Origin of the sequence: Methylophaga sp., from assembly GCF_965655755.1 — a bacterium.
Classification (GTDB): domain Bacteria; phylum Pseudomonadota; class Gammaproteobacteria; order Nitrosococcales; family Methylophagaceae; genus Methylophaga.
On record NZ_CBFHHW010000025.1, the window covers coordinates 1474 to 23780 of the forward strand.

The 22307-nt window shown below is 46.3% G+C and carries 24 protein-coding genes; 4 read left to right on the plus strand and 20 right to left on the minus strand.

Features of this window, described 5'->3' with window-relative positions; translation table 11 throughout:
* From ACTF5U_RS09025 to ACTF5U_RS09035, 3 genes are all read left to right on the plus strand, one after another.
* The coding region (locus ACTF5U_RS09025; protein ID WP_438971299.1) for a 3'-5' exonuclease at window positions 1-909 on the plus strand (909 nt) is incomplete at its 5' end.
* A gap of 119 nt (window positions 910-1028) precedes the next feature.
* A complete protein-coding gene (locus ACTF5U_RS09030) occupies window positions 1029-1544 on the plus strand; it encodes a YcnI family copper-binding membrane protein (RefSeq protein ID WP_438971300.1) in 516 nt (171 codons plus the stop codon).
* A gap of 110 nt (window positions 1545-1654) precedes the next feature.
* Window positions 1655-3751, plus strand: a complete 2097-nt coding sequence (locus ACTF5U_RS09035) for a TonB-dependent receptor family protein (RefSeq protein WP_438971301.1) — start codon at window positions 1655-1657, stop codon at window positions 3749-3751.
* A 114-nt stretch (window positions 3752-3865) separates the two neighbouring features.
* On the opposite strand, the gene ACTF5U_RS09040 is transcribed toward ACTF5U_RS09035, so the two are convergent.
* The 18 genes from ACTF5U_RS09040 to ACTF5U_RS09125 all read right to left on the minus strand — a co-directional run bounded on the left by ACTF5U_RS09040 (window position 3866) and on the right by ACTF5U_RS09125 (window position 19397).
* Entirely contained in the window at window positions 3866-4315 is a 450-nt protein-coding gene (locus tag ACTF5U_RS09040; RefSeq protein WP_438971302.1) for a YaiI/YqxD family protein, read from the minus strand.
* Window positions 4316-4319: 4 nt separating this feature from the next.
* Complete coding sequence (locus ACTF5U_RS09045; RefSeq protein ID WP_438971303.1) at window positions 4320-4643, minus strand: Na+/H+ antiporter subunit G; 324 nt, start codon at window positions 4641-4643, stop codon at window positions 4320-4322.
* A 4-nt stretch (window positions 4644-4647) separates the two neighbouring features.
* On the minus strand, window positions 4648-4917 hold the full coding sequence (locus ACTF5U_RS09050) for a K+/H+ antiporter subunit F (protein WP_438971304.1): 270 nt from the start codon (window positions 4915-4917) through the stop codon (window positions 4648-4650).
* A complete protein-coding gene (locus ACTF5U_RS09055) occupies window positions 4917-5405 on the minus strand; it encodes a Na+/H+ antiporter subunit E (RefSeq protein ID WP_438971305.1) in 489 nt (162 codons plus the stop codon). Before ACTF5U_RS09055 ends, ACTF5U_RS09050 begins: the two co-directional genes overlap by 1 nt.
* 1 nt (window position 5406) lies before the next feature.
* Window positions 5407-6933 (minus strand): monovalent cation/H+ antiporter subunit D, encoded by a 1527-nt coding sequence (locus ACTF5U_RS09060; protein ID WP_438971306.1) that lies wholly within the window; start codon window positions 6931-6933, stop codon window positions 5407-5409.
* Window positions 6930-7310 (minus strand): Na+/H+ antiporter subunit C, encoded by a 381-nt coding sequence (locus ACTF5U_RS09065; protein ID WP_438971307.1) that lies wholly within the window; start codon window positions 7308-7310, stop codon window positions 6930-6932. Before ACTF5U_RS09065 ends, ACTF5U_RS09060 begins: the two co-directional genes overlap by 4 nt.
* On the minus strand, window positions 7311-10130 hold the full coding sequence (locus ACTF5U_RS09070; protein ID WP_438971308.1) for a monovalent cation/H+ antiporter subunit A: 2820 nt from the start codon (window positions 10128-10130) through the stop codon (window positions 7311-7313).
* 100 nt (window positions 10131-10230) lie between these two features.
* Window positions 10231-10710 (minus strand): c-type cytochrome, encoded by a 480-nt coding sequence (locus ACTF5U_RS09075; protein ID WP_438971309.1) that lies wholly within the window; start codon window positions 10708-10710, stop codon window positions 10231-10233.
* A gap of 86 nt (window positions 10711-10796) precedes the next feature.
* Window positions 10797-11810 (minus strand): zinc-binding alcohol dehydrogenase family protein, encoded by a 1014-nt coding sequence (locus tag ACTF5U_RS09080; protein WP_438971310.1) that lies wholly within the window; start codon window positions 11808-11810, stop codon window positions 10797-10799.
* 213 nt (window positions 11811-12023) lie between these two features.
* Entirely contained in the window at window positions 12024-12449 is a 426-nt protein-coding gene (locus tag ACTF5U_RS09085; RefSeq protein WP_438971311.1) for a DUF1841 family protein, read from the minus strand.
* Window positions 12449-13102: an endonuclease III gene (gene nth, locus ACTF5U_RS09090; protein WP_438971312.1), complete on the minus strand. Its 654-nt coding sequence runs from the start codon at window positions 13100-13102 to the stop codon at window positions 12449-12451. Before nth ends, ACTF5U_RS09085 begins: the two co-directional genes overlap by 1 nt.
* Window positions 13103-13104: 2 nt before the next feature.
* Window positions 13105-13794, minus strand: a complete 690-nt coding sequence (locus tag ACTF5U_RS09095) for an electron transport complex subunit E (RefSeq protein ID WP_438971313.1) — start codon at window positions 13792-13794, stop codon at window positions 13105-13107.
* Window positions 13791-14426, minus strand: coding sequence for an electron transport complex subunit RsxG (gene rsxG, locus ACTF5U_RS09100; RefSeq protein ID WP_438971314.1), 636 nt, complete (start codon window positions 14424-14426; stop codon window positions 13791-13793). Before rsxG ends, ACTF5U_RS09095 begins: the two co-directional genes overlap by 4 nt.
* Entirely contained in the window at window positions 14426-15457 is a 1032-nt protein-coding gene (rsxD, locus tag ACTF5U_RS09105) for an electron transport complex subunit RsxD (protein ID WP_438971315.1), read from the minus strand. The genes rsxG and rsxD overlap by 1 nt, the downstream gene beginning before the upstream one ends.
* A 4-nt stretch (window positions 15458-15461) precedes the next feature.
* Window positions 15462-16994, minus strand: a complete 1533-nt coding sequence (gene rsxC / locus ACTF5U_RS09110; RefSeq protein WP_438971316.1) for an electron transport complex subunit RsxC — start codon at window positions 16992-16994, stop codon at window positions 15462-15464.
* Window positions 16991-17551: an electron transport complex subunit RsxB gene (gene rsxB, locus ACTF5U_RS09115; RefSeq protein WP_438971317.1), complete on the minus strand. Its 561-nt coding sequence runs from the start codon at window positions 17549-17551 to the stop codon at window positions 16991-16993. Before rsxB ends, rsxC begins: the two co-directional genes overlap by 4 nt.
* 4 nt (window positions 17552-17555) lie before the next feature.
* Window positions 17556-18137, minus strand: a complete 582-nt coding sequence (rsxA, locus tag ACTF5U_RS09120; protein WP_438971318.1) for an electron transport complex subunit RsxA — start codon at window positions 18135-18137, stop codon at window positions 17556-17558.
* A gap of 201 nt (window positions 18138-18338) precedes the next feature.
* On the minus strand, window positions 18339-19397 hold the full coding sequence (locus ACTF5U_RS09125) for a 3-deoxy-7-phosphoheptulonate synthase (protein ID WP_438971337.1): 1059 nt from the start codon (window positions 19395-19397) through the stop codon (window positions 18339-18341).
* Between the two features lie 207 nt (window positions 19398-19604).
* On the opposite strand from ACTF5U_RS09125, the gene ACTF5U_RS09130 reads away from it, so the two are divergent.
* Complete coding sequence (locus tag ACTF5U_RS09130; protein ID WP_438971319.1) at window positions 19605-20294, plus strand: MaoC family dehydratase; 690 nt, start codon at window positions 19605-19607, stop codon at window positions 20292-20294.
* Window positions 20295-20346: 52 nt separating this feature from the next.
* On the opposite strand, the gene nhaD is transcribed toward ACTF5U_RS09130, so the two are convergent.
* Window positions 20347-21777: a sodium:proton antiporter NhaD gene (nhaD, locus tag ACTF5U_RS09135; RefSeq protein WP_438971320.1), complete on the minus strand. Its 1431-nt coding sequence runs from the start codon at window positions 21775-21777 to the stop codon at window positions 20347-20349.
* A gap of 72 nt (window positions 21778-21849) precedes the next feature.
* Window positions 21850-22305 carry a low molecular weight protein-tyrosine-phosphatase gene (locus tag ACTF5U_RS09140; protein ID WP_438971321.1) on the minus strand — a complete coding sequence of 152 codons (456 nt, stop codon included), beginning with the start codon at window positions 22303-22305 and terminating at the stop codon, window positions 21850-21852.
* Between the last annotated feature and the right edge of the window lie 2 nt (window positions 22306-22307).

Below are 22307 nucleotides of genomic sequence, written 5' to 3' on the forward strand. Positions count from 1 at the left end.
CATGTGCCCTATTTCCTGACAGGTGGTACTTCGTTTTTCTCCCGGATTGAAGTCAAAGACATCATGGCGTATCTGCGTTTGCTCGCAAATCAGGATGACGACAACGCTTTCCTGCGGGTGATAAACACACCAAGAAGAGGCATCGGCTCAAGCACACTACAGACGCTTGGTAACTACGCCACAGAACGAAGAACCAGTTTATTCGGTGCCTGTTTTGAATTTGGTCTGGCAGAACAGCTTTCAGCAAAAGCCATGCTCAATCTTGAGCATTTTGCTAACTGGCTGGTGGATATCGCTGATCGAGCCAAGCGTGGTGATTTGATGAGTGCCATCCGCGATATGATCGAAGAGATCGAATACCGGGGCTGGCTTGAAGAAACCAGTGGCGATCCAAATAAGGCAGAAAGACGCATGGATAATGTGTTGGAACTACTGAGTTGGATTGATCGTATTATCGAAAATGATACTGAGCAAAAAAGTATCGGTGACATTGCTGCACGTCTGACCTTGATGGATATTCTGGATCGTCAGGAAGATGAGAATCAGGCTGACGCAGTGCATTTGATGACTTTACATGCCGCCAAAGGGCTCGAGTTTCCTCATGTTTTCATGATTGGTATGGAAGAAGAAATTCTACCGCATCGAAACAGTATTGAAGAAGATTCGATTGAGGAAGAAAGACGGTTGACCTATGTCGGCATCACACGTGCTCAGCGAAGTCTGGTTATGACGATGGCGAATAGCCGGAAACGCTATGGCGAAAAAATGGACTGCGAAGAAAGTCGATTCTTGCGTGAATTACCGTCAGATGACCTGATCTGGATGTCTGAGAAAACGCAGGTAGATCCGGAAGAACGAAAAGAGCGGGGTAAGGCGCACTTATCGAACATCAGAGCGATGTTAAATTAAGTATTCAGCCATATGCCACACTGCGTGGTTATTTCACACACTTCAACCCCGTTTTTTTTGCATAAACTGACATCAATATGATGTTCTATTTTGGTTTAGGTATTTCCCGGAGAGATACGATGAAAAAGATAATGTTTGTAGCTTTGTTGGCAATACCTGCCATTGCTAATGCTCACGCCGTTTTCCAACAGCCCGAAGTTACCAGTGGCAGCTACTATAAAGCGACTTTGGGTATCGGCCACGGTTGTGAAGGGGCTACGACAACGCAGATTAGTATTGAGATTCCCGAGGGTATTCAATACGCTAAACCGATGGCAAAGCCGGGTTGGGAAATCGATATTGTCAAAAAGACTTTAACCAAGCCATATGATTCACATGGCAAAACGGTGACTGAAGATGTCAGTGTCATTACATGGTACGGCGGTCAATTAGAAGATAACTTTTATGACGAATTTGTGTTCAAAGCCAAAGTGGCTGCCGAACCACAAACCTTATACCTGCCGGTCAGACAAACCTGCATTACTGGTGAGAACTACTGGCATGAAATCCCAGAGGCTGACAAGCAGTGGCATGACTATGAAAAACCGGCGCCATTCCTTGACATAAAAGCGCCATCCCACGCTAATCACCACTGAGTTTCACTCTTTATCTGACGCCTCACCCACTTTCATTCATTTCGCCATCTTTATACTTATTCCATTGCACCTGTATGAGCAGGTTTTATTGTCGAAAATGGAAAAAGTTTATGTCACGACGCATCTTTTACACGTCAGTAAAAAATCTGACTGTTGCCTTTCTTGCGGGTATAAGCGCGAATGTGTATGCCGAACATAGCACGTTGGAACTGCAACAACTGGAAGTCGTTGGAAGTGCTATTGCGCCAGGAAACTTTGGACTTGAAGCGGATAAGCAAGAAGCGCGCATGACGCCGGGCGGTGTCAGTGTGATTGAGATGGACACATTATATGAAGGTCAGGTCTCCAGTCTCGAAGATGCTTTGCGCTATGTCCCCGGTGTGTGGGCGGCAAGTGACACCGGCAACGATAATATCTTTTTTTCTAGTCGTGGTTCCAACCTGGATGCCATTGATTACGATATGAATGGTATTAAATTGTTACAGGATGGACTGTCGGTGACTTCAGCCGATGGTAACAACCATAACCGAATTATCGATCCGCTGAGTTCGCAGTATGCAGTTTTTGCCCGTGGTGCTAATGCGATGAAATATGGTGCCAGTACTTTAGGGGGGGCTGTTAACTTTATTACTCGTACAGCCTATAACAGCTCACCATTAAGCTTATCCTTATCTGGAGGCAGTCATGGCCAACGTCAGAGCCGCTTAACGGCGAGTCAGGTGTTTAATGATCAGCTCGATGCCTTGGTGACGATTGAGAACAAAGAGTGGGATGGATATCGGGATCATAATAAACAAACGCGGACCGGTCTCTATGCCAATAGCGGTATTAAATTAAACAAGGATATTTCAACACGCTTTTACCTTACCTTGCTGAACGACGATCAGGAGTTAGCCGGTTCATTGAGCAGGGCTGAGGTGCGTGAAGATCGCGCTCAGGCCAGTACCAGCTCTCGCCGTGATGCCGGGCATTATCAGAAAGATGTAAATATTCGCCGTATAGCCAATAAAACGACCTGGGATATAGATAATAATCGTCGTCTTGAGTTCGGTGTGTCTTTTGAAGAGCAGGAACTATTTCACCCGATTGTATTTTCACCATTTTTTAGTTTGCTGATTGATAACACTGTGCGTGATGTCGGCACCATGGTGCGGTATCAACATAAACTGGGTGACCATGACTGGCTGATGGGCTTTAATTATGGTGAAACCCGAATTGACGGTGGTAATTACACGCATGCTGCTGGGGAAAAAACAGGTCGCTCAACCAAGACAGAAAATGCCGGTGAAACCTTGGAAGTGTTCTTACTGGATCGTTGGCAGTTATCTGATGACTGGAGTCTGGTAGTCGGTGCTCAAGCCGTTCAGGCTGAGCGGGAAACAGAGTCAACCTCGATTGCGACCAGCACAAGCGTGAAAACAGACGGAACATACAACAGCATTAACCCGCGTATTGGCTTGGTCTATCAATGGAGTGAGAAAATCTCTACCTATACCAACCTGAGTCAACTGTATGAGGCACCTACGACATATCAGTTAGAGGATGTGTTTAATCCCGGAGACTCCCTGGATGCAATGGAAGGGGATGTGTTTGAAGTGGGTACGCGAGGTCATTACTCATTATCCGGTAAAAACAGTTGGGGATGGGATGTATCAGCCTATTACGCTGAACTCGATAATGAAATTCTCTCTGTTGAAGATCCAGCGGCCCCGGGTACGTTTGAAACCAGTAATGCGGATGAAACCATACATACCGGTATCGAAGCGTTATTATCGGCTGATTTAGCGATAGATGGTACAGGGCGCCATCGTCTTGCACCCTTAGCGAGTATAACCTGGAACCGCTTTCGCTTTGATGACGATGCTGCCTTTGGTGACAACACGCTGCCGGCTGCCCCCAAATTTATATTCAAAGGTGAACTGCTTTATCGCAACAGTAATGGCTTTTATGCTGGTCCCACCATGGATTACGTCTCAGATCGTTATGCAGACTTTGCAAATACTTACAAGGTTCGCTCGTATACGCTTTTTGGTCTGAAAGGTGGCTGGTCTAATGACCAATTAAAAGTCTTCGTCGAAGTCAGGAATTTGTTAGATCGTGATTATATTGCAACACATGGTGTGCGATCTCAGGCTAATGCTGACGATGCCATCCTCAACCCGGGGGCACCTTTATCAGCATACATCGGCTTTGAATATGAACTTTAAGCGAAGGTATAACGACTAGTTATCCAACACTGACCGATTGATCCATTACTGTCGGTGCCGAGGTTATATAAAGGCGTCTGAAATAGATTTTACTTGTCTTCTCAGCTTGGTATCTCAACGTGTAGATGCGAGCAAAAGTTTATCAAGTTGATTGGCAAACTCCATGCGATCGCGCTGATGAAGGGCCTTATGACCGCCCGTTTCAACGCCACTTGAGCGAAGTGTATCCATAAAATCACGCATAGTCAGGCGCGCTGCAATATTACTTTTATCGAGAAGCTCACCGCGAGGGCTTAGGCATAATGCGCCTTTATCAATGACGGCATTGGCAAGGGGGATATCAGCACTGATCACCAAATCACCTGCTTTTACTCGCTCTGCAATTTCATCGTCAGCGATATCAAAACCAGAGGCGACCTGCATAAAACTAATATTGCTATCAGGAGGCATTTTGAGTGGGTGGTTGGCAATAAAAATCAGCTCAATGCCCGTTCGGCGGGCAGCACGAAATAGAATTTCTCTGATGGTCACAGGACAGGCATCAGCATCAACCCAAATTTGCAAGGTTTTAGTCCTGATCCGATTTGTTTAGGGTACGCTTGTCTTGTCTGACTTTGATATGTAACGCTGCTTTCGCCATAAGGTGAGCACTTACCGGAGCGGTGATAAACAGGAACAAGGTAACCAGAACTTCATGAAGGCTGATATCGCCTGTTTTCACACTGAAGTGAATAGCCGAAGCAAGCAGAATGGCGCCTACACCGAGCGTACTGGCTTTGGTCGGTCCATGCAGGCGCATATAAAAATCACGCAGCTTGAATAAGCCCAGAGAGCCTACAAAGGTGAAAAAACCACCGAGAATAATCAATATCGATAAAATGATTTCGAGCATTGTTTTATTCCATGATATCGCCGCGAAGCAGATATTTGCTTAACGCCAGCGTTCCCATAAAGCCCATCAATGCAATCAATAAAGCCGCTTCATAATAAAGCACGCTTTTTAATGAAATCCCCAACAGAATTAATAAAGCAATCGAGTTAATGTAAAGGGTATCCAGTGCCAGAATACGATCAGGCACATCGGGTCCAAGTAATAAGCGGTATAGACTTAATAGTAAAGCGAGGCAAACCATTGCAAACGAAATATTAATCGCTACATTCAGCATCAGTTGAAGATCTCCTTCAATGGTTTTTCAAATGATTGTTTAATTTCAGCTACGGTCGCATCGGCATCGGTGATATGCAAAGCATGTATGAGTAAGCTTTTTTTATCGTCGGTTAAATCGCAGCTTACGGTCCCAGGAGTTAGTGAAATGGTATTCGCCAGTAGGCTGATAGCGATTGGAGAGGTTAATTCGAGTGGGACGTACAAAAAACCCGGCTGCAATTTATTCTGATTGGTCAGAATTAAACGTGCGACCATGATGTTGGCTACGATTATTTGATAGATCACAACAAAAATATACTTCACCATCAGCCAGGGCCGTTTAATGGTTACTTTTTCCTGCCAAAAGCCGGCACTGAACCATGGAATGAACACAGCCAATAAAGCGCCCAAGAGGATATGACCGGCAGCAATGGTATTGTTCAGCAATAACCAGATAATCCATAAAACAATGCTTAGCAGGGGATGAGGAAAGATCGATCTCAACATCTTAGTGTCCTCCCTTGCTAACAGCCTGACTTAATACGGCATCAATATAGCTAGATGAGTCAGTCAATTGTGCAGCAATAGCCTCAGTCAGTTGCGTCACCGGGTCTGCCAAAATAACAAGCGCTGGACTCATTAATAACAACACCGCCATTGCACTGAACGCGACTTTATTGACATTCTGACCGTCATGATCACCTTCATCTTGAACTTGATAAAACAAAATCGAACCTGATCGGGCGGTGGCAATCACTAACAACAGACTCGATGTCAGAATGACGATATATATCCAGATAGCCAGGTTATGTGTAATAGCAGCATTGAGTAATAACACTTTACCAAAGAAGCCTGACAAAGGCGGCATACCGGTAATCGCTACAGCAGCAAACAAAAAGACACTGCCAAGCAAAATAGCTGATCGCATAACGGGTGCTGCCCGCAGTCTGTCTGCATAACTACCACGCGCTTCTGCAATAACATCGGCCAGCAAGAATAAAGCTGCACCAATCAATGTTGAATGAATTAGATAATACAAACTGGCTGATAAAGCCTGTTCAGTATTGATCCCAATACCAATTAAAAGCGTCGCGACTGATGCCAGAATAAGATAAGCGACTTGTTCTTTCAGGGCTCGGGCAGCCATCACTCCCAGCGCTGCCAGAATCAATGTAATCATGCCTAACACAAGCACAATGTCGATATGCAAGCCACTCAATATGCCAGCCTCGTTACCGAATAATGTGCCATGGACACGAATAATGGCGTACAAACCGACTTTAGTCATTATCGCAAACAGGGCGGCAACGGCCGCGGATGTATGTGCGTAAGCACCGGGCAACCAGAGATAGAGTGGGAAAATTGCGGCTTTAATTCCAAACACAACCAATAGCAATAAGGCTGCAGCTGAAACGATACCTTGATCCTCCGGCCCGACAGTCGCCATTTTACTGGCCAGATCAGCAATATTAAGTGTACCTAAAATGCCGTAAAGCGTGCCGACAGCAAATAGAAAGAGGGCAGAGCCAACCAGATTAATGACCACATAATGAAGGCCTCCTTTGGTACGGAATCGTCCGCCACCATGTAATAAAAGACCGTAGGAGGCGAGCAGCAGTACTTCGAAAAAGACAAATAGATTAAACAGATCACCGGTCAGAAATGCGCCATTGATGCCAAAAAGCTGTAACTGATAAAGCACATGGAAGTGTTGGCCTTTTTCATCCAGACGTTGGCTGATGGCATAGATAAGGGCAAACAACGCCAGAATAGCGGTTAACAGCAGCATTAAAGCCGCGAGTTGATCCATCACCAGCACAATGCCGAAAGGCGCTGACCAATTGCCCAAAAGATAAACCTGATGATTGCCATCTGAAGCAATGTTGAGCGTGAACAAGGTCAATATCAGTAAGCCAAGAGTAAAGATTAAGCTAAAAATGCGTTGTAGCTTAAGCCCCGAGACTCGAGCAAAAAGTACTGAAAAGCCAGCAATTAGCGGTAATAAAACGGGCAGAATTGGAAGCTGAGAAATCATGTGTTTTCCTCAGACTGCGGTTTTTTATTTGTATCGACCTGTTCTTCAGCGACGTAGATCAATCCATCAACATGGTCGTTACCCAACTCACTGCGTGCCTTTAAGGCAAGCACAATCAGAAAGGCTGTCATACCAAATGCGATGACGATTGCTGTCAGTACCAGCGCCTGAGGAAGCGGATCGGTGTAGATGGATGTTTCAGGACTGATGATGGCAGCCTGACCAATTTGTAATCGTCCCATTGAAAAGAGGAATACATTAACGGCATAGGACAAGAGGGTCAGCCCCAGAACCAGTGGAAAAGTCCTTGCCCGTAAAATCAGGTACACGCCACTGGCTGTCATCACACCAATAGCTAGTGATACTAACCATTCCATTTATGAACGCTCCTGATCGAATACGAGATGTGAGGCATGACTGAGCTTGCCGAGTTCCACCAGAATCAATACCGTGGCGCCAATGACCACCAGGAAAACGCCGAGGTCAAAAGCCATTGCACTGGCAACCTCAAATTTTCCGACTATCGGCCATTCAAGATAGGTGAAAGCGGAGGTTAAAAATGGATAGGAAATTAGCATGGAGACAATACCGGTCCCTACTGCTGCTAACAAGCCAAAGCCAATGACAATATGCATATCAATATTGATGCGGGCATTGGTCCAGTCAATACCATTCGCCAGATACTGTGATATTAAAGCAACCGCAGCAATCAAACCGGCGATGAAACCGCCACCCGGTAGGTTATGGCCTCGCAGGAATATAAATACGGCCACCAATAACATCAACGGGAACAATAAACGGGTTAAAGTCTGCATGATCGGTGGATGTGGATCATGGTTCCACTCACGACCATCAATATCTTTCAGGGGTGCCGGTAACCGTAGATTCTGGAGCAGAGCAAAGATACCCAGACCGGCCAATGCCAGCACAACGATTTCACCTAAGGTATCAAACCCACGGAAATCAACCAGAATGACATTAACCACATTGGTACCGCCGCCGCCGGGCTTACTATTCTCAAGGAAGAAATCGGAGATAGGCGCATAATCACGACTCAACACAGCCATGGCAAGCATCATCACACTGACACCCGCTGTTACTGATAAAAACAAGTCGCGTGACAGACGTTTCCGGTTCCGCTCCTGAGGCGTATGTTGTGGTAGAAAAAAGAGTGCCAGAAGTAACAGCACAACAGTGACTACTTCCACAGATAGTTGCGTTAAGGCCAGATCCGGTGCTGAGAACTTCACAAACCCCAAAGAAATAATCAGGCCTATCACGCCGACAATGATCAACGCCACCAGTCGACGTTTATGCAGTCGAGCAGTGAGAATGCTGGCTAGAGCTAATATTGTGACCATGGACAGCGTAATGAGATCAACACCCATTAAGGTTCTATCACCGATAAGAGGACTATCAAATAGACTAAACCCGTAAACAAGGGCAGCAACAGCAGAGAACAATACCCAACTTACTGCATTTTGTAAGGAGCCCCGATCAAATACACGACTTATTTTCCCTGATGTTACCAGCAACCCGTGCAGGGCAATATTGAACAGTTTACGAGCATCAATACGAGGTAAAGTCTCATCATGCCAGCGGAAGAGTTTATGCCGGTTGAAATAGACCACAGCCCCTATTCCCATCGCGATAAAGCTCATAATGAGAGGCAGGTTGATGCCATGCCACATTGCCAGACTGAATTGTGGCGGTGCGGTTTGCAGACTAGCGGCGACAGCAACTGACAAAATCGGAGCGACCAGAATCATGGGCACAATACCCACACCCAGACAAAGTAAAACCAGAATGTCGACCGGAATTTTCATAAACCGCGGTGGTTCGTGCGGGGTTTTTGTTAAACCGACAGGCTCGCCATTAAAGAAAACATCGTGAATAAACCGTAATGAATAGGCCACGGAGAAGATAGCACCCAGGGTCACTAATATCGGAATAGCCCAGGCCAGACTGTTAGCATCTGATGCCGTCACAGCCTGTTCGAAGAACATCTCTTTACTCAAAAAACCATTCAGTAGGGGGACGCCCGCCATCGCTGAGGCTGCAATCATGGCAAGTACAGCCGTATGAGGCATATATTTCAGTAAGCCGTTGACCTTACGCATATCACGGGTGCCACACTCATGATCAATAATGCCGGCCACCATAAATAAGGAGGCCTTGAATGTCGCATGGTTAATTATGTGGAATATTGCAGCTACGGCGGCCAATTGGGTACTAAAACCAAACAGCAGGGTGATAAGACCAAGGTGACTGATGGTTGAATACGCCAACAGACCTTTTAAATCATGTTTGAATAAAGCGGTATAGGCGCCGAGCACCATGGTTAACATACCGGCACCACCGACCATCCAGCCCCAGGCTTCCGTTCCTGACAAGGCAGGAAATAATCTTGCCAGCATAAAAATGCCGGCTTTAACCATAGTGGCTGAATGGAGATAAGCCGAAACGGGAGTGGGGGCCGCCATGGCGTGTGGCAACCAGAAATGAAACGGAAATTGGGCTGACTTGGTGAACACACCTAATAAAATTAAGACCAACACCGTGAGATAAAGATCATGCTCGCGGATTTGATCGCCAGCAGCCAGGACCTCAGTTAGATTAAAGCTCCCAACGATGTGACCAATCAACAACACACCTGCCAGCATTGCCAAACCGCCGGCTCCTGTGATGGCCAATGCCATTCTTGCGCCATCTCTGGCATCTTGCTGATGTTGCCAGTAACTAATCAGCAAGAAAGACGTGAGCGAGGTTAATTCCCAGAAAACAACCAGTTGAATAAGGTTTTCTGATAACACGATCCCCAGCATTGAGCCCATGAACATCAGCAAATAAGAGAAAAAACGGCCCATGGAATCTTTTGCAGAAAGATAATAACGGGCATATAGAATGACCAGCAGGCCAATCAATTGAATTAACAGAGTGAATAGTAAAGCAAGGCCATCAAGCCGGAAGGCGAAATCGAGGCCTAATGATGGAAGCCAAGACCAACTTTGAATTAATGTCTGATTATCAAACGGTAGATGGATGATTGGAATCAGTAATGCTAATGAAAGCAGGGTCACAAGGCCTGCTACCCAGGCAGAAGCCTGTCGGCTATATTTTGCTGCATAGGCTGCCAGCGGCGCACCTAGAAAAGGGATTAGTGCAATCAGGGGTAGGTTGAAGGCGAACAAGTTCATCTGCTTTTTTCAGTTTTAAATAAGATTAAACGCTCTGCTGAAAAGACAGGCACTACTCACAGCAGGAGTAGTGCCATCGTATTCATTAAAGCGTTCTCGATTACTGTGCTTCTTGAACCATGTAATCAACAGCGGCTTTGATCTCACCATCACTCAGATCTGAACGACCGCCTTTGGCTGGCATCATTTTGAAGCCTTCAATTGCATGTTTGTAGAGTGTTTCGATACCTTTTTCGATGCGTGGTGCCCAGTCACTGGCACTAGCCAGTTTAGGCGACTGCATTAAACCTGCAGCATGACAGGCGGCACAGACTTGAGTTACGATTTTCTCACCCGGCCCACCGGCACTGGCATCAGCTTCTGATTCAACAGGTGCTTGTACTGCAGGCGGTTCGCCGACCGTGACTTCAGCAACAGGCTTAATGCGTTCCGCCACAGTTTCGGCATCCATTTTTTCTGGTGCGGTCACATTCTTGGCAACATTTTCCATGTTGTTGAGAATGATCAAAACCAAGCCAAACAAAAGGGCAAAAGTTACAATACTACCTATAAAGAATTGACCAGATTTATTGTTGTCCATTATTGAACCTCAGCTATTTTAAGAATTCGGATAATTATACGGTTATCGACCTGTGCATGCCACGTCTGATAGCAGCCTATTGGTTATCAGTTTTCAATTGCTTCCAGACTTATCTTGCCTAATGTCTTGCCAGATAAAAGCATTTGATGTGCCTGTGCAAGTGTTTTTATCGACATTGGCCCTAAGTTTTGTTTCATCGTGCAACGGAGCATGCCGCTGTCAAGCATGTCTGCGATGCGATTAAGAAGCTGATGTTGCGCTGTCATATCACCCGTTTGATACATCGGCCGGGTAAACATAAACTCCCAGACAACGCCAGCACTCTTGGTTTTCAGCAGATCAATATTATGATTCTTCTGACTGGTCACGACATAACAAATCAGGCCCTGAGGCGCTATTAGATCGGCGAGTTGTTCGAAATAGGGATCCGTGTCACCCAGACATAAAATATAATCGGGCGGTTCGATAGGCAGCTTGGCATAATCGTCATTCAGTTGATAATGATTAATCACATAATCAGCGCCCAGTTCACGACACCATGCCTCTGATTCGTCACGTGATGCGGTTGCGACCACATTTAGTTCTGCGACTTTCTTGGCGAGCTGAATAGCGATAGAACCAACGCCCCCGGCAGCACCAACGATAAGTATGGTTTTGCCTTTATCCAGGTTGGGATGAATACGCATTCTGGAAAACAGTGCTTCCCACGCTGTAATGCTGGTTAAAGGCATTGCAGCAGCGGCTACGGGTTCTAACGTTTCAGGGGCAAACCCGACAATGCGTTCGTCAACCACCTGATGACTGGCATAGCAACCTGAACGACTGATATCGCCGGCATAAAATACTTTATCCCCGACTTTGATCAATTCACATTCATCACCAGCAGCAATGACTGTTCCGGTGGCATCCCAGCCGATAACTTTGGGTGCGTTAAGCGCGCCATTGATGCCCGCTTTTACTTTTGTGTCGACGGGATTAACCGCGATTGCATTGATTTTAACGAGCAGGTCACGACCTTGGACTTCTGGAATGGGCACAACGAACTTGACTGCTTCGGTGTCATTAGACTGGTATCCCAGACATGTCATTTGTTGGCTCATTGTTATCTCACATTAAAAACCGGTTACCCATCATAAATAAAGGTTTTGGCAAATACCAGAAAGGTGTTGTTTCAATTTAATCTATGCTGAATATCAAGCTATAAAGATTGTCTTTATATGACGACTTTGATCCGTCAGAAGAAAAACGATCGGTTTGTTTTAAGGGGAGGGTGCAGGAAAAAACACGCGGAGCGATATTTTCTGATGACTGACTTAAGTAAGTAGTGTATTTAGTGCGTCCAGATAACGTGTTTCAGATGGTGGTTGATTATCACGTTGTGCCTGCCATAACGACTCTGCCAGACATTCCATCATGTCATGTTCGGTTTGATGACTATCACCGGTTTTGGTTAATAATTTCTGATAGACATCGCGAATACCTGCAGGACGATCGGTACTGATCTGTTCATGCAAAGATAGATGCAAGCCCATATGCAGATAGGGGTTGGTATCACCAGCTTCAACAAAATATTCTTGCTCCAGGTGCCCCTTTTTTTCAAAAACAGCATGGTATTCAGGATGCATTTTAATAACCTGAGCAATACTCTGCTCCAAAGCCGACATGGCTTCTGATGACTGCATTTTAAGCCAGACATCATGGTAGAACTGACGAAGTTGTTCTCTATTCTGTCCAAACATCAGGCGGTTTGCGCCAGGCGGCGGCTTTGCGCGCGATAATAATCACATAGATGCGTTACACAGCACTGCTCGCACTTTGGTTTACGCGCTGTACATACGTAACGTCCATGAAGAATTAACCAGTGATGAGCGTCTAACTGAAATTCTTTCGGTATCACTTTCATCAATTTGTCTTCAACAGCCCGCACCGTTTTTCCTTTAGCCAGCCCTGTCCGATTGGAAAGCCGAAAGATATGTGTATCAACAGCAATAACCGGATGTTTGAATACGGTATTGAGAATGACATTAGCCGTTTTCCTGCCGACGCCAGGTAAGGCTTCCAGCGCTTCACGATCATCGGGGACTTCACCTTGATGCTGCTCCAGAAGAATCTGACAGGTCTTGATGATGTTTTCTGCTTTGCTATTAAACAAGCCGATGGTTTTGATATAGTGCTTCAGACCATCGAGACCCAAATCCAGAATGGTTCTGGGTGTGTTCGCGATTGGGTATAGCTTATCTGTTGCTTTGTTGACACCGACATCTGTCGCCTGAGCGGATAAGATAACGGCAATCAACAATTCAAAAGGTGACGCGTAATTCAGTTCTGTAGTCGGCGCCGGATTGTGCGCCTGCAAAGTGGCAAAAAACTCGCCTCGTTGCGCCTGATTCATAATCAGCCTGCTACTGGCTCTGCATCAGCTTCCACTGGAGCCGTGTCAGGCTTACGATTTTCCAGCTTCACATCAATTACATTTTTCAATGCGACAATTAAGCCAAGGCCAATAAAAGCGCCGGGTGGCAATAAAGCCAACAGAAATCCGCGGTAATCTTCGATAACCGTAATCGTGAAGCCACGTGCCGCCTCACCAAACATTAGATACGCTTGTGAAAAGAGGGTACCTTGACCAATCAGTTCACGCATTCCACCCAACACCACTAATACAGCAGTAAAACCAATCCCCATCATCAGGCCGTCGAGTAGTGATGGGCCAACAGGGTTACGGGCTGCAAAAGCTTCAGCGCGGGCAATGATGGAGCAGTTGGTCACTATCAGAGGAATGAAGATCCCCAGAATAAGATACAGTTCATGAAACCATGCGTTCATTGACAGCTCGATGATGGTGACGATCGAAGCAATGATCATAACGAAAACAGGTAAACGCGCTTCATCAGGGATCTGATTACGTAATAATGAGATCAGTCCGTTTGATGCAACCAATGTCAGGATAGTGGCCAAGCCAAGGCCAAGGCCATTGATAACCGTATTCGTTACCGCTAATAAGGGACACAAACCCAGTAACTGAACTAATGCCGGGTTATTTTTCCATAAACCTTCTTGGATGATTTGTTTATAAGCGTTCATTTTTTATCCTCTGTGGCGGCAAACAGCTCGTCACGATGAGCACGGAAATATTGTAATGATCGTTTTACCGCACTGACAACAGCTCTTGGTGTAATAGTCGCTCCGGTAAATTGATCGAATTCACCACCGTCTTTTTTGACTTTCCATTTAGCAGAGATAGGGTTTTCAAGTGATAACCCTTCAAACTGTAAAATCCAGTCAGAACGTTTTTCATCAATTTTATCACCAAGGCCAGGGGTCTCTTTATGATTGATAACACGGACACCAGCGAGTGAGCCATCATGATATATCCCGACCAGCATTTTGATTTTGCCAGAATAACCATCGGGCGCAACAACGGTAAATACGGCGGCAACCGGTTCATCTTCCATACGGGCGCGGAAGACACGGGTCTGAGATTCTGTCCCCAATGATTTGGTTGCAGGTAATAGGAGTGTGTCACTTAAGATCGCATTATCGTATTCATCATGTGGAATCAATGCACTGATAGCCTCAAGTAAGGCTTGTCGTTCGTTTTCTTTGATCTGGCCACGCGTATTTTCTTCAGTGAACGCCACCATAGTAGTTGCGACTATCGCAAAAAGTCCTAGCAACATGCCTACACGAAGAATATGTTTATTTAAATCCGCCATTATTTCACCGCACCATAGACTCTGGGTTGGGTGTAATAATCAATCAACGGTACCGCCATATTCATTAATAAAACAGCAAAGGCGACACCATCAGGATAACCACCCCAGACACGAATAATGTAGGTCAAAGCACCGACACCGGCGCCAAAGACCAGGCGACCTTTTACCGTGGTAGAGCCAGATACAGGATCAGTGGCTATAAAGAAGGCACCCAGCATGGTGCCACCGCTGAAGAGGTGAAATAGTGTAGAACCAGAGATTTCAGGCGCAAACAGGTTGGTGATACTGCTGAAAACAAAAATGGTGCCGAGCATGGCGACCGGCACATGCCAGTTAATGACACGCCGGTATATCAGGTAAAGGCCACCCAGCGCGAACCAGACATTAATCCATTCCCAGCCAACGCCACCAAAAATGCCAAACAGGTTCTGATTCACAATGTACTCGGGCAGAATTTCCTGGCCAATCTGTGTTTTCATGGCATCAAGCGGGGTGGCACCAGAGATCGTATCCATGGTGATTCCTGATGATGTCTCACCATAAAAAATCAGTTGAAAGGCTTCGCTGAAGTTAACTGGATTTTCACTTAAAGATACGACGGGTAGCCAGGTTGTCATTTCCAGCGGAAATGACACTAACAGTAATACATAACCGACCATTGCCGGGTTAAAAGGGTTATAGCCTAAACCGCCATAGAGATGCTTGGCGAAGATGATCGCAAACATGATCCCGATGGTTGTCAGCCACCATGGCGCGAGAGGCGGGATTGCGACAGCTAACAGAATGGCTGTAACAGCAGCGCTGCCGTCAGTAATAAATGGTTTAATCGGCCGTTTACGAATTTTTAGCATAACGGCTTCACTGGCAAGCGCGACAAGCAATGCCAGGGAGATATTGATTAAAACGGCCGGGCCAAAGAAATAGACCATAGCAATAACTGCCGGAATCATAGCCAGCAGAACCTGCAACATCTGAAGTGTTACACGGTTAGCACCAGCCAGAAATGGCGGGCTTATCCGGAATATTCCCATGGATTCAATTCTCCTTGTCATCCGAGGCTGACGTTTCAGCTTCGGCCGATGTTTGTTTTTGTTCCTGTTTTTCTTTTTTCGCTTTTGAGGCTGCCAGAGCCGCTTTACGTTGACGCTGACGTTCTTCTTTTTCCTGCTTTTCACGTTCCAGTCTGGCTTGACGTGCTTCAAAACGCTCACGAGCTAAATCGGATTTCTGATGTTCGCGTTCCTGATTCATGATTTCAGTTTTGGCAAAACGGAAATACGACACCAGCGGAATCTTGCTCGGACAGACGTAATCACAGCAGCCACACTCAATACAATCGAACAAATTGTAATCACGAGTCTGATCAAAATCTTTGGCGCGCGAGTGCCAGTAAAGTTGTTGTGGCAATAGATTGGCAGGACAAGCGGTTGCACAATCTCCACAACGAATACAGGGGAGAGGCTCGCTTGCCGGTGCGGCATCGTCAACACCAACGAGAACACAGTTGGCTGTTTTGGTGACAGGCAGATTGTCGCCTGACATAGTGAAGCCCATCATCGGGCCACCCAAAATGAACGCCTCATCCGGTTCACGTTGGGTTTCAGCAAATTCCAGCAACTCTGAAATAGGGGTGCCGAATAGCGTCTCGAAATTACCTGCATGGGTCACATCGGTGCCAGTGACAGTCACTATGCGTGAAATCAGAGGTTCACCATGATTGATGGCACGCCCAACCGCATAGGCAGTTCCCATGTTATGACTGACAATGCCAATATCAATTGGCAGACCGTTTGTCGGTACTTCCTTGCCTGTTACAACTTGTATCAGTTGTTTTTCACCGCCAGTCGGATAGCGCGTTGGAATAACGGCAATACGCGTTTTCTGTATGTTTGGTCGGGCCGCCAAAGCCAGCTCCATCGCCGAAATAGCTTCTGGTTTGTTGTCTTCAATGGCCAGCACCACCTCACGGGCACGCAAGGCATGCTGCATGATTTCAACGCCATCCAGAATACCTTCTGCTCGTTCTCGCATCAGCATGTCATCACAGCTGATATAGGGTTCGCACTCAGCACCGTTAAGCAGTAGCATTTCGACAGTGTGGTGAACGCCCGGATTCAGCTTGATAAAGCTAGGGAAACCGGCGCCACCCAGTCCGACAATGCCTGCATCACGGATAATCTGGCGAATTTCATGTGCCGACATCTCACGGAAGTTTTTAACCGGTGTCCGTTCCAGCCACTGATCTTCACCATCAGTTTCGATAGTGATGCAGGGTGCACTCAGACCCGATGGGTGAGGAATAGGCTGCTCATTGATGTCTTTAATGGTGCCTGAGCTAGGCGCATGAAGGCACACTGACACATGTCCTTCAGCGCGTGCAAGCCGTTGACCTTTCAACACTTTATCGCCGACTTCAACAATAGGGACTGCGGCAGCACCAATGTGTTGTTGCAGCGGTAATATCAATGTTTTTGCCAATGGCGTTTTACGGATCGGCGACTGCGTAGAACGTTTTTTGTGTCCTTTCAGTACCAGGCCACCCGGGAATGAACCAAGTGATTTACTCATGCATGGCCTCCACGTTCTAGCTGAACATGAGAGGGGTCCGGCCAGCGCCAGGTGTTCGGGTTTTGAGCGACTTCGACCATATCAATACAGTCCACAGGGCATGGTTCGACACACAGCTCGCAACCAGTACATTCATCCGCGATAACCGTGTGCATGTGTTTTGCTGCACCCAAGATGGCATCAACCGGGCACGCCTGTATGCACAGCGTGCACCCTATACAGCGATCTTCATCAATCACGGCCAGTGTTTTCGGCTTTTCAATACCGCATTCTTCATCAAGCGGTTTTGCTTCCACATCAAGCAAATCAGCCAATGCCTGGATAGTGGATTCACCACCGGGAGGGCAACGATTGATGTCGACTTCACCTGCAGCTATGGCTTCGGCGTAGGGACGGCAACCGGCAAAACTACATTGGCCACATTGGGTTTGCGGTAAGATTTTATCGATCTTATCGACGATCGGATCGCCTTCAACCTTAAATTTGATAGAGGCAAAACCGAGTATTAATCCCATCACTAACGCCAGTAGCGTTATCGCTATTATTGCTGTCAACATGAGCTTATACCTTGACCAGTCCGGTAAAGCCCATAAAGGCCATCGACATTAATCCGGCAGTAATCAAGCCTATTGCAGCACCCTGAAAAGGCACAGGTACATCTGCTACAGCAAGACGTTCACGCATACCCGCAAAAATCACTAATACCATAGAGAAACCGACTGCTGCACCAAAGCCATACAGTGCCGATTCGATAAAACCATGTTGTTCCTGAACATTTAGTAATGCCACACCCAAGACAGCACAGTTAGTCGTAATCAAAGGTAGGAAAATACCCAAGACCTGATACAACAGAGGACTGGTTTTGTGCACAACCATTTCTGTAAATTGCACTACTACGGCGATAACGAAAATAAAGCTGATGGTCCGCAGGAATTCAATGTTGAATGGTGCCAACAGATATTCGTTAATGAGGTAGCTGCTGATTGATGATAGTGTCAACACAAATGTGGTAGCGAGTGCCATGCCCATAGCCGTTTCGAGCTTACGGGAGACACCCATGAACGGACACAGCCCGAGGAATTTCACCAGGACTATGTTGTTCACCAAAATCGTGCTTATCAATATCAGGGCATAATCTGCCATTTAATAACCTACTGATTTTCTCAGGAATTAGTTGTCATTTCAGCACGAGCATGGCTCAGCTGCAAATCGTTAATAAGTAATTATAGCTTAAATAGGTACGTTTTCGAAGCGCTGAAATCAATATTAACGCTTGTTGTAGAAGGACTTAGCCATCGGTCTGTGTTGACAACCCTATGTCGAGATCTATCCCGGCAGAGGCAATTAATCTTGTTGTCGACGTTGTTTTACCGATTGAGCCAGCTCACGCAGTAAAATGTCCGTGTTATCCCATGCCATACAGGCATCAGTGATACTTTGACCGTAAACGAGTTCTTTGCCCTGTTCTGCATTCTGGCGACCTTCAACCAGATTACTTTCCAGCATTAGTCCGATAATACGTTTATCTCCGTGAGCTACTTGTGAAGCGACGTCACGGCAGACTGTCTCCTGCTGGATATGATTCTTACCGCTATTTGCATGGCTGCAATCAATCATCATTCTGACATCCTGTCCGGAACGGCCGATGACCTCTGCAGCGGCTTCGACGCTGGCAGCATCAAAATTGGGCTCACGGCCACCACGTAAAATCACGTGACAATCAGGGTTGCCTGTAGTGGAGAAAATCGCCGAACGACCTTCTTTGGTGACAGACATGAAGTGATGCGGTTTGGATGCAGACAGACAAGCGTCAACTGCGATTTGCAGACCACCATCTGTTGCATTTTTGAAACCTACCGGGCAGGAAAGGCCTGACGCCAGTTCGCGGTGAGCCTGACTTTCGGTGGTACGCGCACCAATCGCACCCCAAGAAACAAGATCTGCCACGTACTGCGGACTAATCAGATCAAGGTATTCCGTCGCGGAAGGGATGCCCATTTCGGCAAGATCCAGCAACAGTTTGCGGGCGATCAACAAACCATCATTGATTTTAAAACTACCATCCAGATAAGGGTCATTAATTAAGCCTTTCCAACCCACTACCGAACGTGGTTTTTCAAAGTACACACGCATAACGATGTGAAGTTCATCACTCAATTCATCCATTAAAGGCTTGAGTCGTGTGGCATACTCGCGGGCAGCATTGGGATCATGGATACTGCAGGGACCAACGATAACAATCAGACGGTCATCGTCTTTTTGCAGTATGTTCTGCGTCGAATTACGTGCATTGAATACCGTCTCCGACGCCTGGTCAGTGATGGGTAATTCTTCATGTAGTTGCGCCGGTGGAATAACTTCCTGTATACCGGTGATTCGCAAATCGTCAGTGCTATACAGCATGATAGGTTTGTAACCGAAAATTTTAAACAATAAATTGTACCTGCTGAACCTGTTTTGCGCTATCTCTTAACGTAGTGGGGTAATCGGGTCGTATTGAACGCTTGTGAGTGACGACTGTTCATTCAGTAATGGCATATTTAATGCAGAATTTAACTACTGACGACGGATTTTGTCATAAAATTGTCACTGACAAGGAGAAAGGATCTTATGATGCGGTTGGTAGAATCTCTTAAACAAGGCCAGGAAAAGCTTGAGTCGATGAATACTGAGCTTAAAAACCGGGTTGAGTCGAGCCTGAAAACCTGGCCAGAAACCATAAATAAGAAAGTCACTGACTTTCGTAATATGTCATTACCGTGGACACAGTATTTTCACTTCTTTGACGCTGTTGAGGAAGCTGAACCGGTTAGTGAACGTAAAGCACTGAGTGAAAACTTTGTCGCACTGCATCAACGTCTGCAAACGCATTTAGGTGAAGAAACCTATGTTGGTGAATGGTTGGAAGTTAGTCAGGAACAAATTAATCAATTCGCTGCTGTTACAGGTGATCATCAATGGATTCATACTGACCCTATCAAGGCCGCACTTGAATCGCCCTTCAGGCAAACAATCGCTCACGGGTTTCTGACACTGTCTTTAATTCCCTTGCTTACCGATACCGTAAACCCAGAGAAAAACGATTATCCGGAAGCCAGATTGGTTGTGAATTACGGCATGAATAAAGTGATTTTCCCGGCGCCAGTAAAAGCGGGAAAGCGAATCAGGGCCAGAAGTCGAATCATTGATATCAAAACCTTACGCAGAGGATTAGAGCTGGTCCGCGAAGTGACGATAGAAATCGAAAACAGCAAACGACCGGCGTGTATAGCTGAACTGATACTCAGACTGTACGATTAAGATAGGCGCTTTACATCACTTCATCCAGCAGTATGCCTTTGGAATAGACTGCTTAAAACATTGAAGCATTCAGCCATAAATGTACCCAGATGCTGGCCGCATAACCGAGTGCAATTGCCCAGACCCATTTGAGGTGAGTGAAGAAGGTGTATATTCCTCTCGCCTGCCCCATAACTGCCACACCTGCTGCTGAGCCCACAGAGAGCAACGAGCCGCCGACACCGGCTGTCAGTGTGACGAGTAGCCATTGACCATGACTCATCTCCGGCATCATTGATAACACAGCAAACATGACCGGAATATTATCGACCACTGCAGAAATAAGACCGACCAGAATATTTGCTGTAGTAGGACCCAAATCGCCGTACATCAATTCGGAACCCATTGCTAGGTAACCAATCGTGCCTAAGCCGCCCACACAGAGGATAATCCCATAGAAGAACATTAATGTATCCCACTCGGCACGTTCGATTTGCTGAAATATATTGAACGGTTTCCTGTCAGAACCCACTTGCTCCAACTTCATCAAAATGCGTGACTCACGTAATTTCAGCATATAGCCGTAAATTTTCAAGAAGCCCAAGCCTGTCATCATGCCCACAACAGGAGGAAGGTGAAGGAAATTGTGTGCACAAACAGCCATAGTGATGGTCAATAAAAAGAGACCGATAACTACAAAAGCCCCCTCTTTTAATTCGACGTTGTCTTGGATGCCTTCAGGTGTTTCGTTTTTGACTGATAGTGACATGATGAAAGCAGGCACAAACCAGTTAACGACTGAGGGAAGGAATAAGGCAAAGAACTCGTGAAACTCAACCACTCCTTTCTGCCATACCATCAATGTGGTGATATCACCAAAGGGGCTGAACGCGCCACCGGCATTGGCTGCGACGACGATATTAATACAGGCTACGGCGACAAATTTAGTGTTGGTTCCACCGACAGCCATCACTACCGTCGCCATCAGTAAGGCCGTTGTGAGGTTATCAGCGATAGGAGAAATAAAGAAAGCCAGTAAGCCGGTTAACCAGAAAATAGTTCTTAAGGAAAAGCCTTTATTAATCAGCCATGAACGTAATGCATCGAATACACCACGCTCGCCCATCGTGGCGATATAAGTCATTGCAGCTAAAAGGAACAGGAATAATTCAGCATATTCAAGCAGGTTGTGACGAATCATCACTTCTGTCGTGTTGTGATATGCAGAGTCAGGTTGTTGAGCATAGACAAAGGCAATGAGAGCCCAGATGATACCGGCAGCGACCATCACAGGTTTGGATTTTCGCATGTGTATTTGTTCTTCAGCTACGACTAATGCGTAGGCAAAGATAAACAAGGCAATGGCGGTATAACCTACCCAGTGCCCTGTGAGATCCAATAACTTGACGTTTTCAGCAGCAACAGCCAACTGAGGCAGAAAAGAGAGAACAAGGCCAAACAAACCGGCAGCAATGCCAATCCGGCTTTTCGATGAAGCTTTCACGCTGAAAATCCTTACTGAATTTCAAATTAGCGTGTAATCATACGCCGCCATTTTTGATTCGCAAGGTCTTATTCATTTCATGACGCTATTGTAAAACCCTTGGGAAGCGTCTTCGACCAGGTCAAAAACATGGTTGAAACCATTTTGACCACCGTAGTAGGGATCGGGAACATCATTTTCTTCACGGTTGGGAGCGTAATCCAGAAACATCTTTACCTTATCGAGGCAGGCTTCCGGGCAGGCTTCTATTAGGATTTGATAGTTAGCCTGATCCATCGCGAGGATATAATCAAATTCCTCAAAGTCGGAGCGTGAAAATTTACGGCCTCGTATATATGACAAGTCGATACCACGTTGTCTGGCAGTCTGTTGTGCACGTGTGTCGGGTTCTTCACCAACGTGATAGGCATGGGTGCCGGCCGAATCGATCACGAAACGATCGCGGGTACCTTTATCATTGACGAGTTTGGTAAACACGCCTTCTGCAGTGGGTGAACGACAAATATTCCCCATGCAAACAAACAACACTT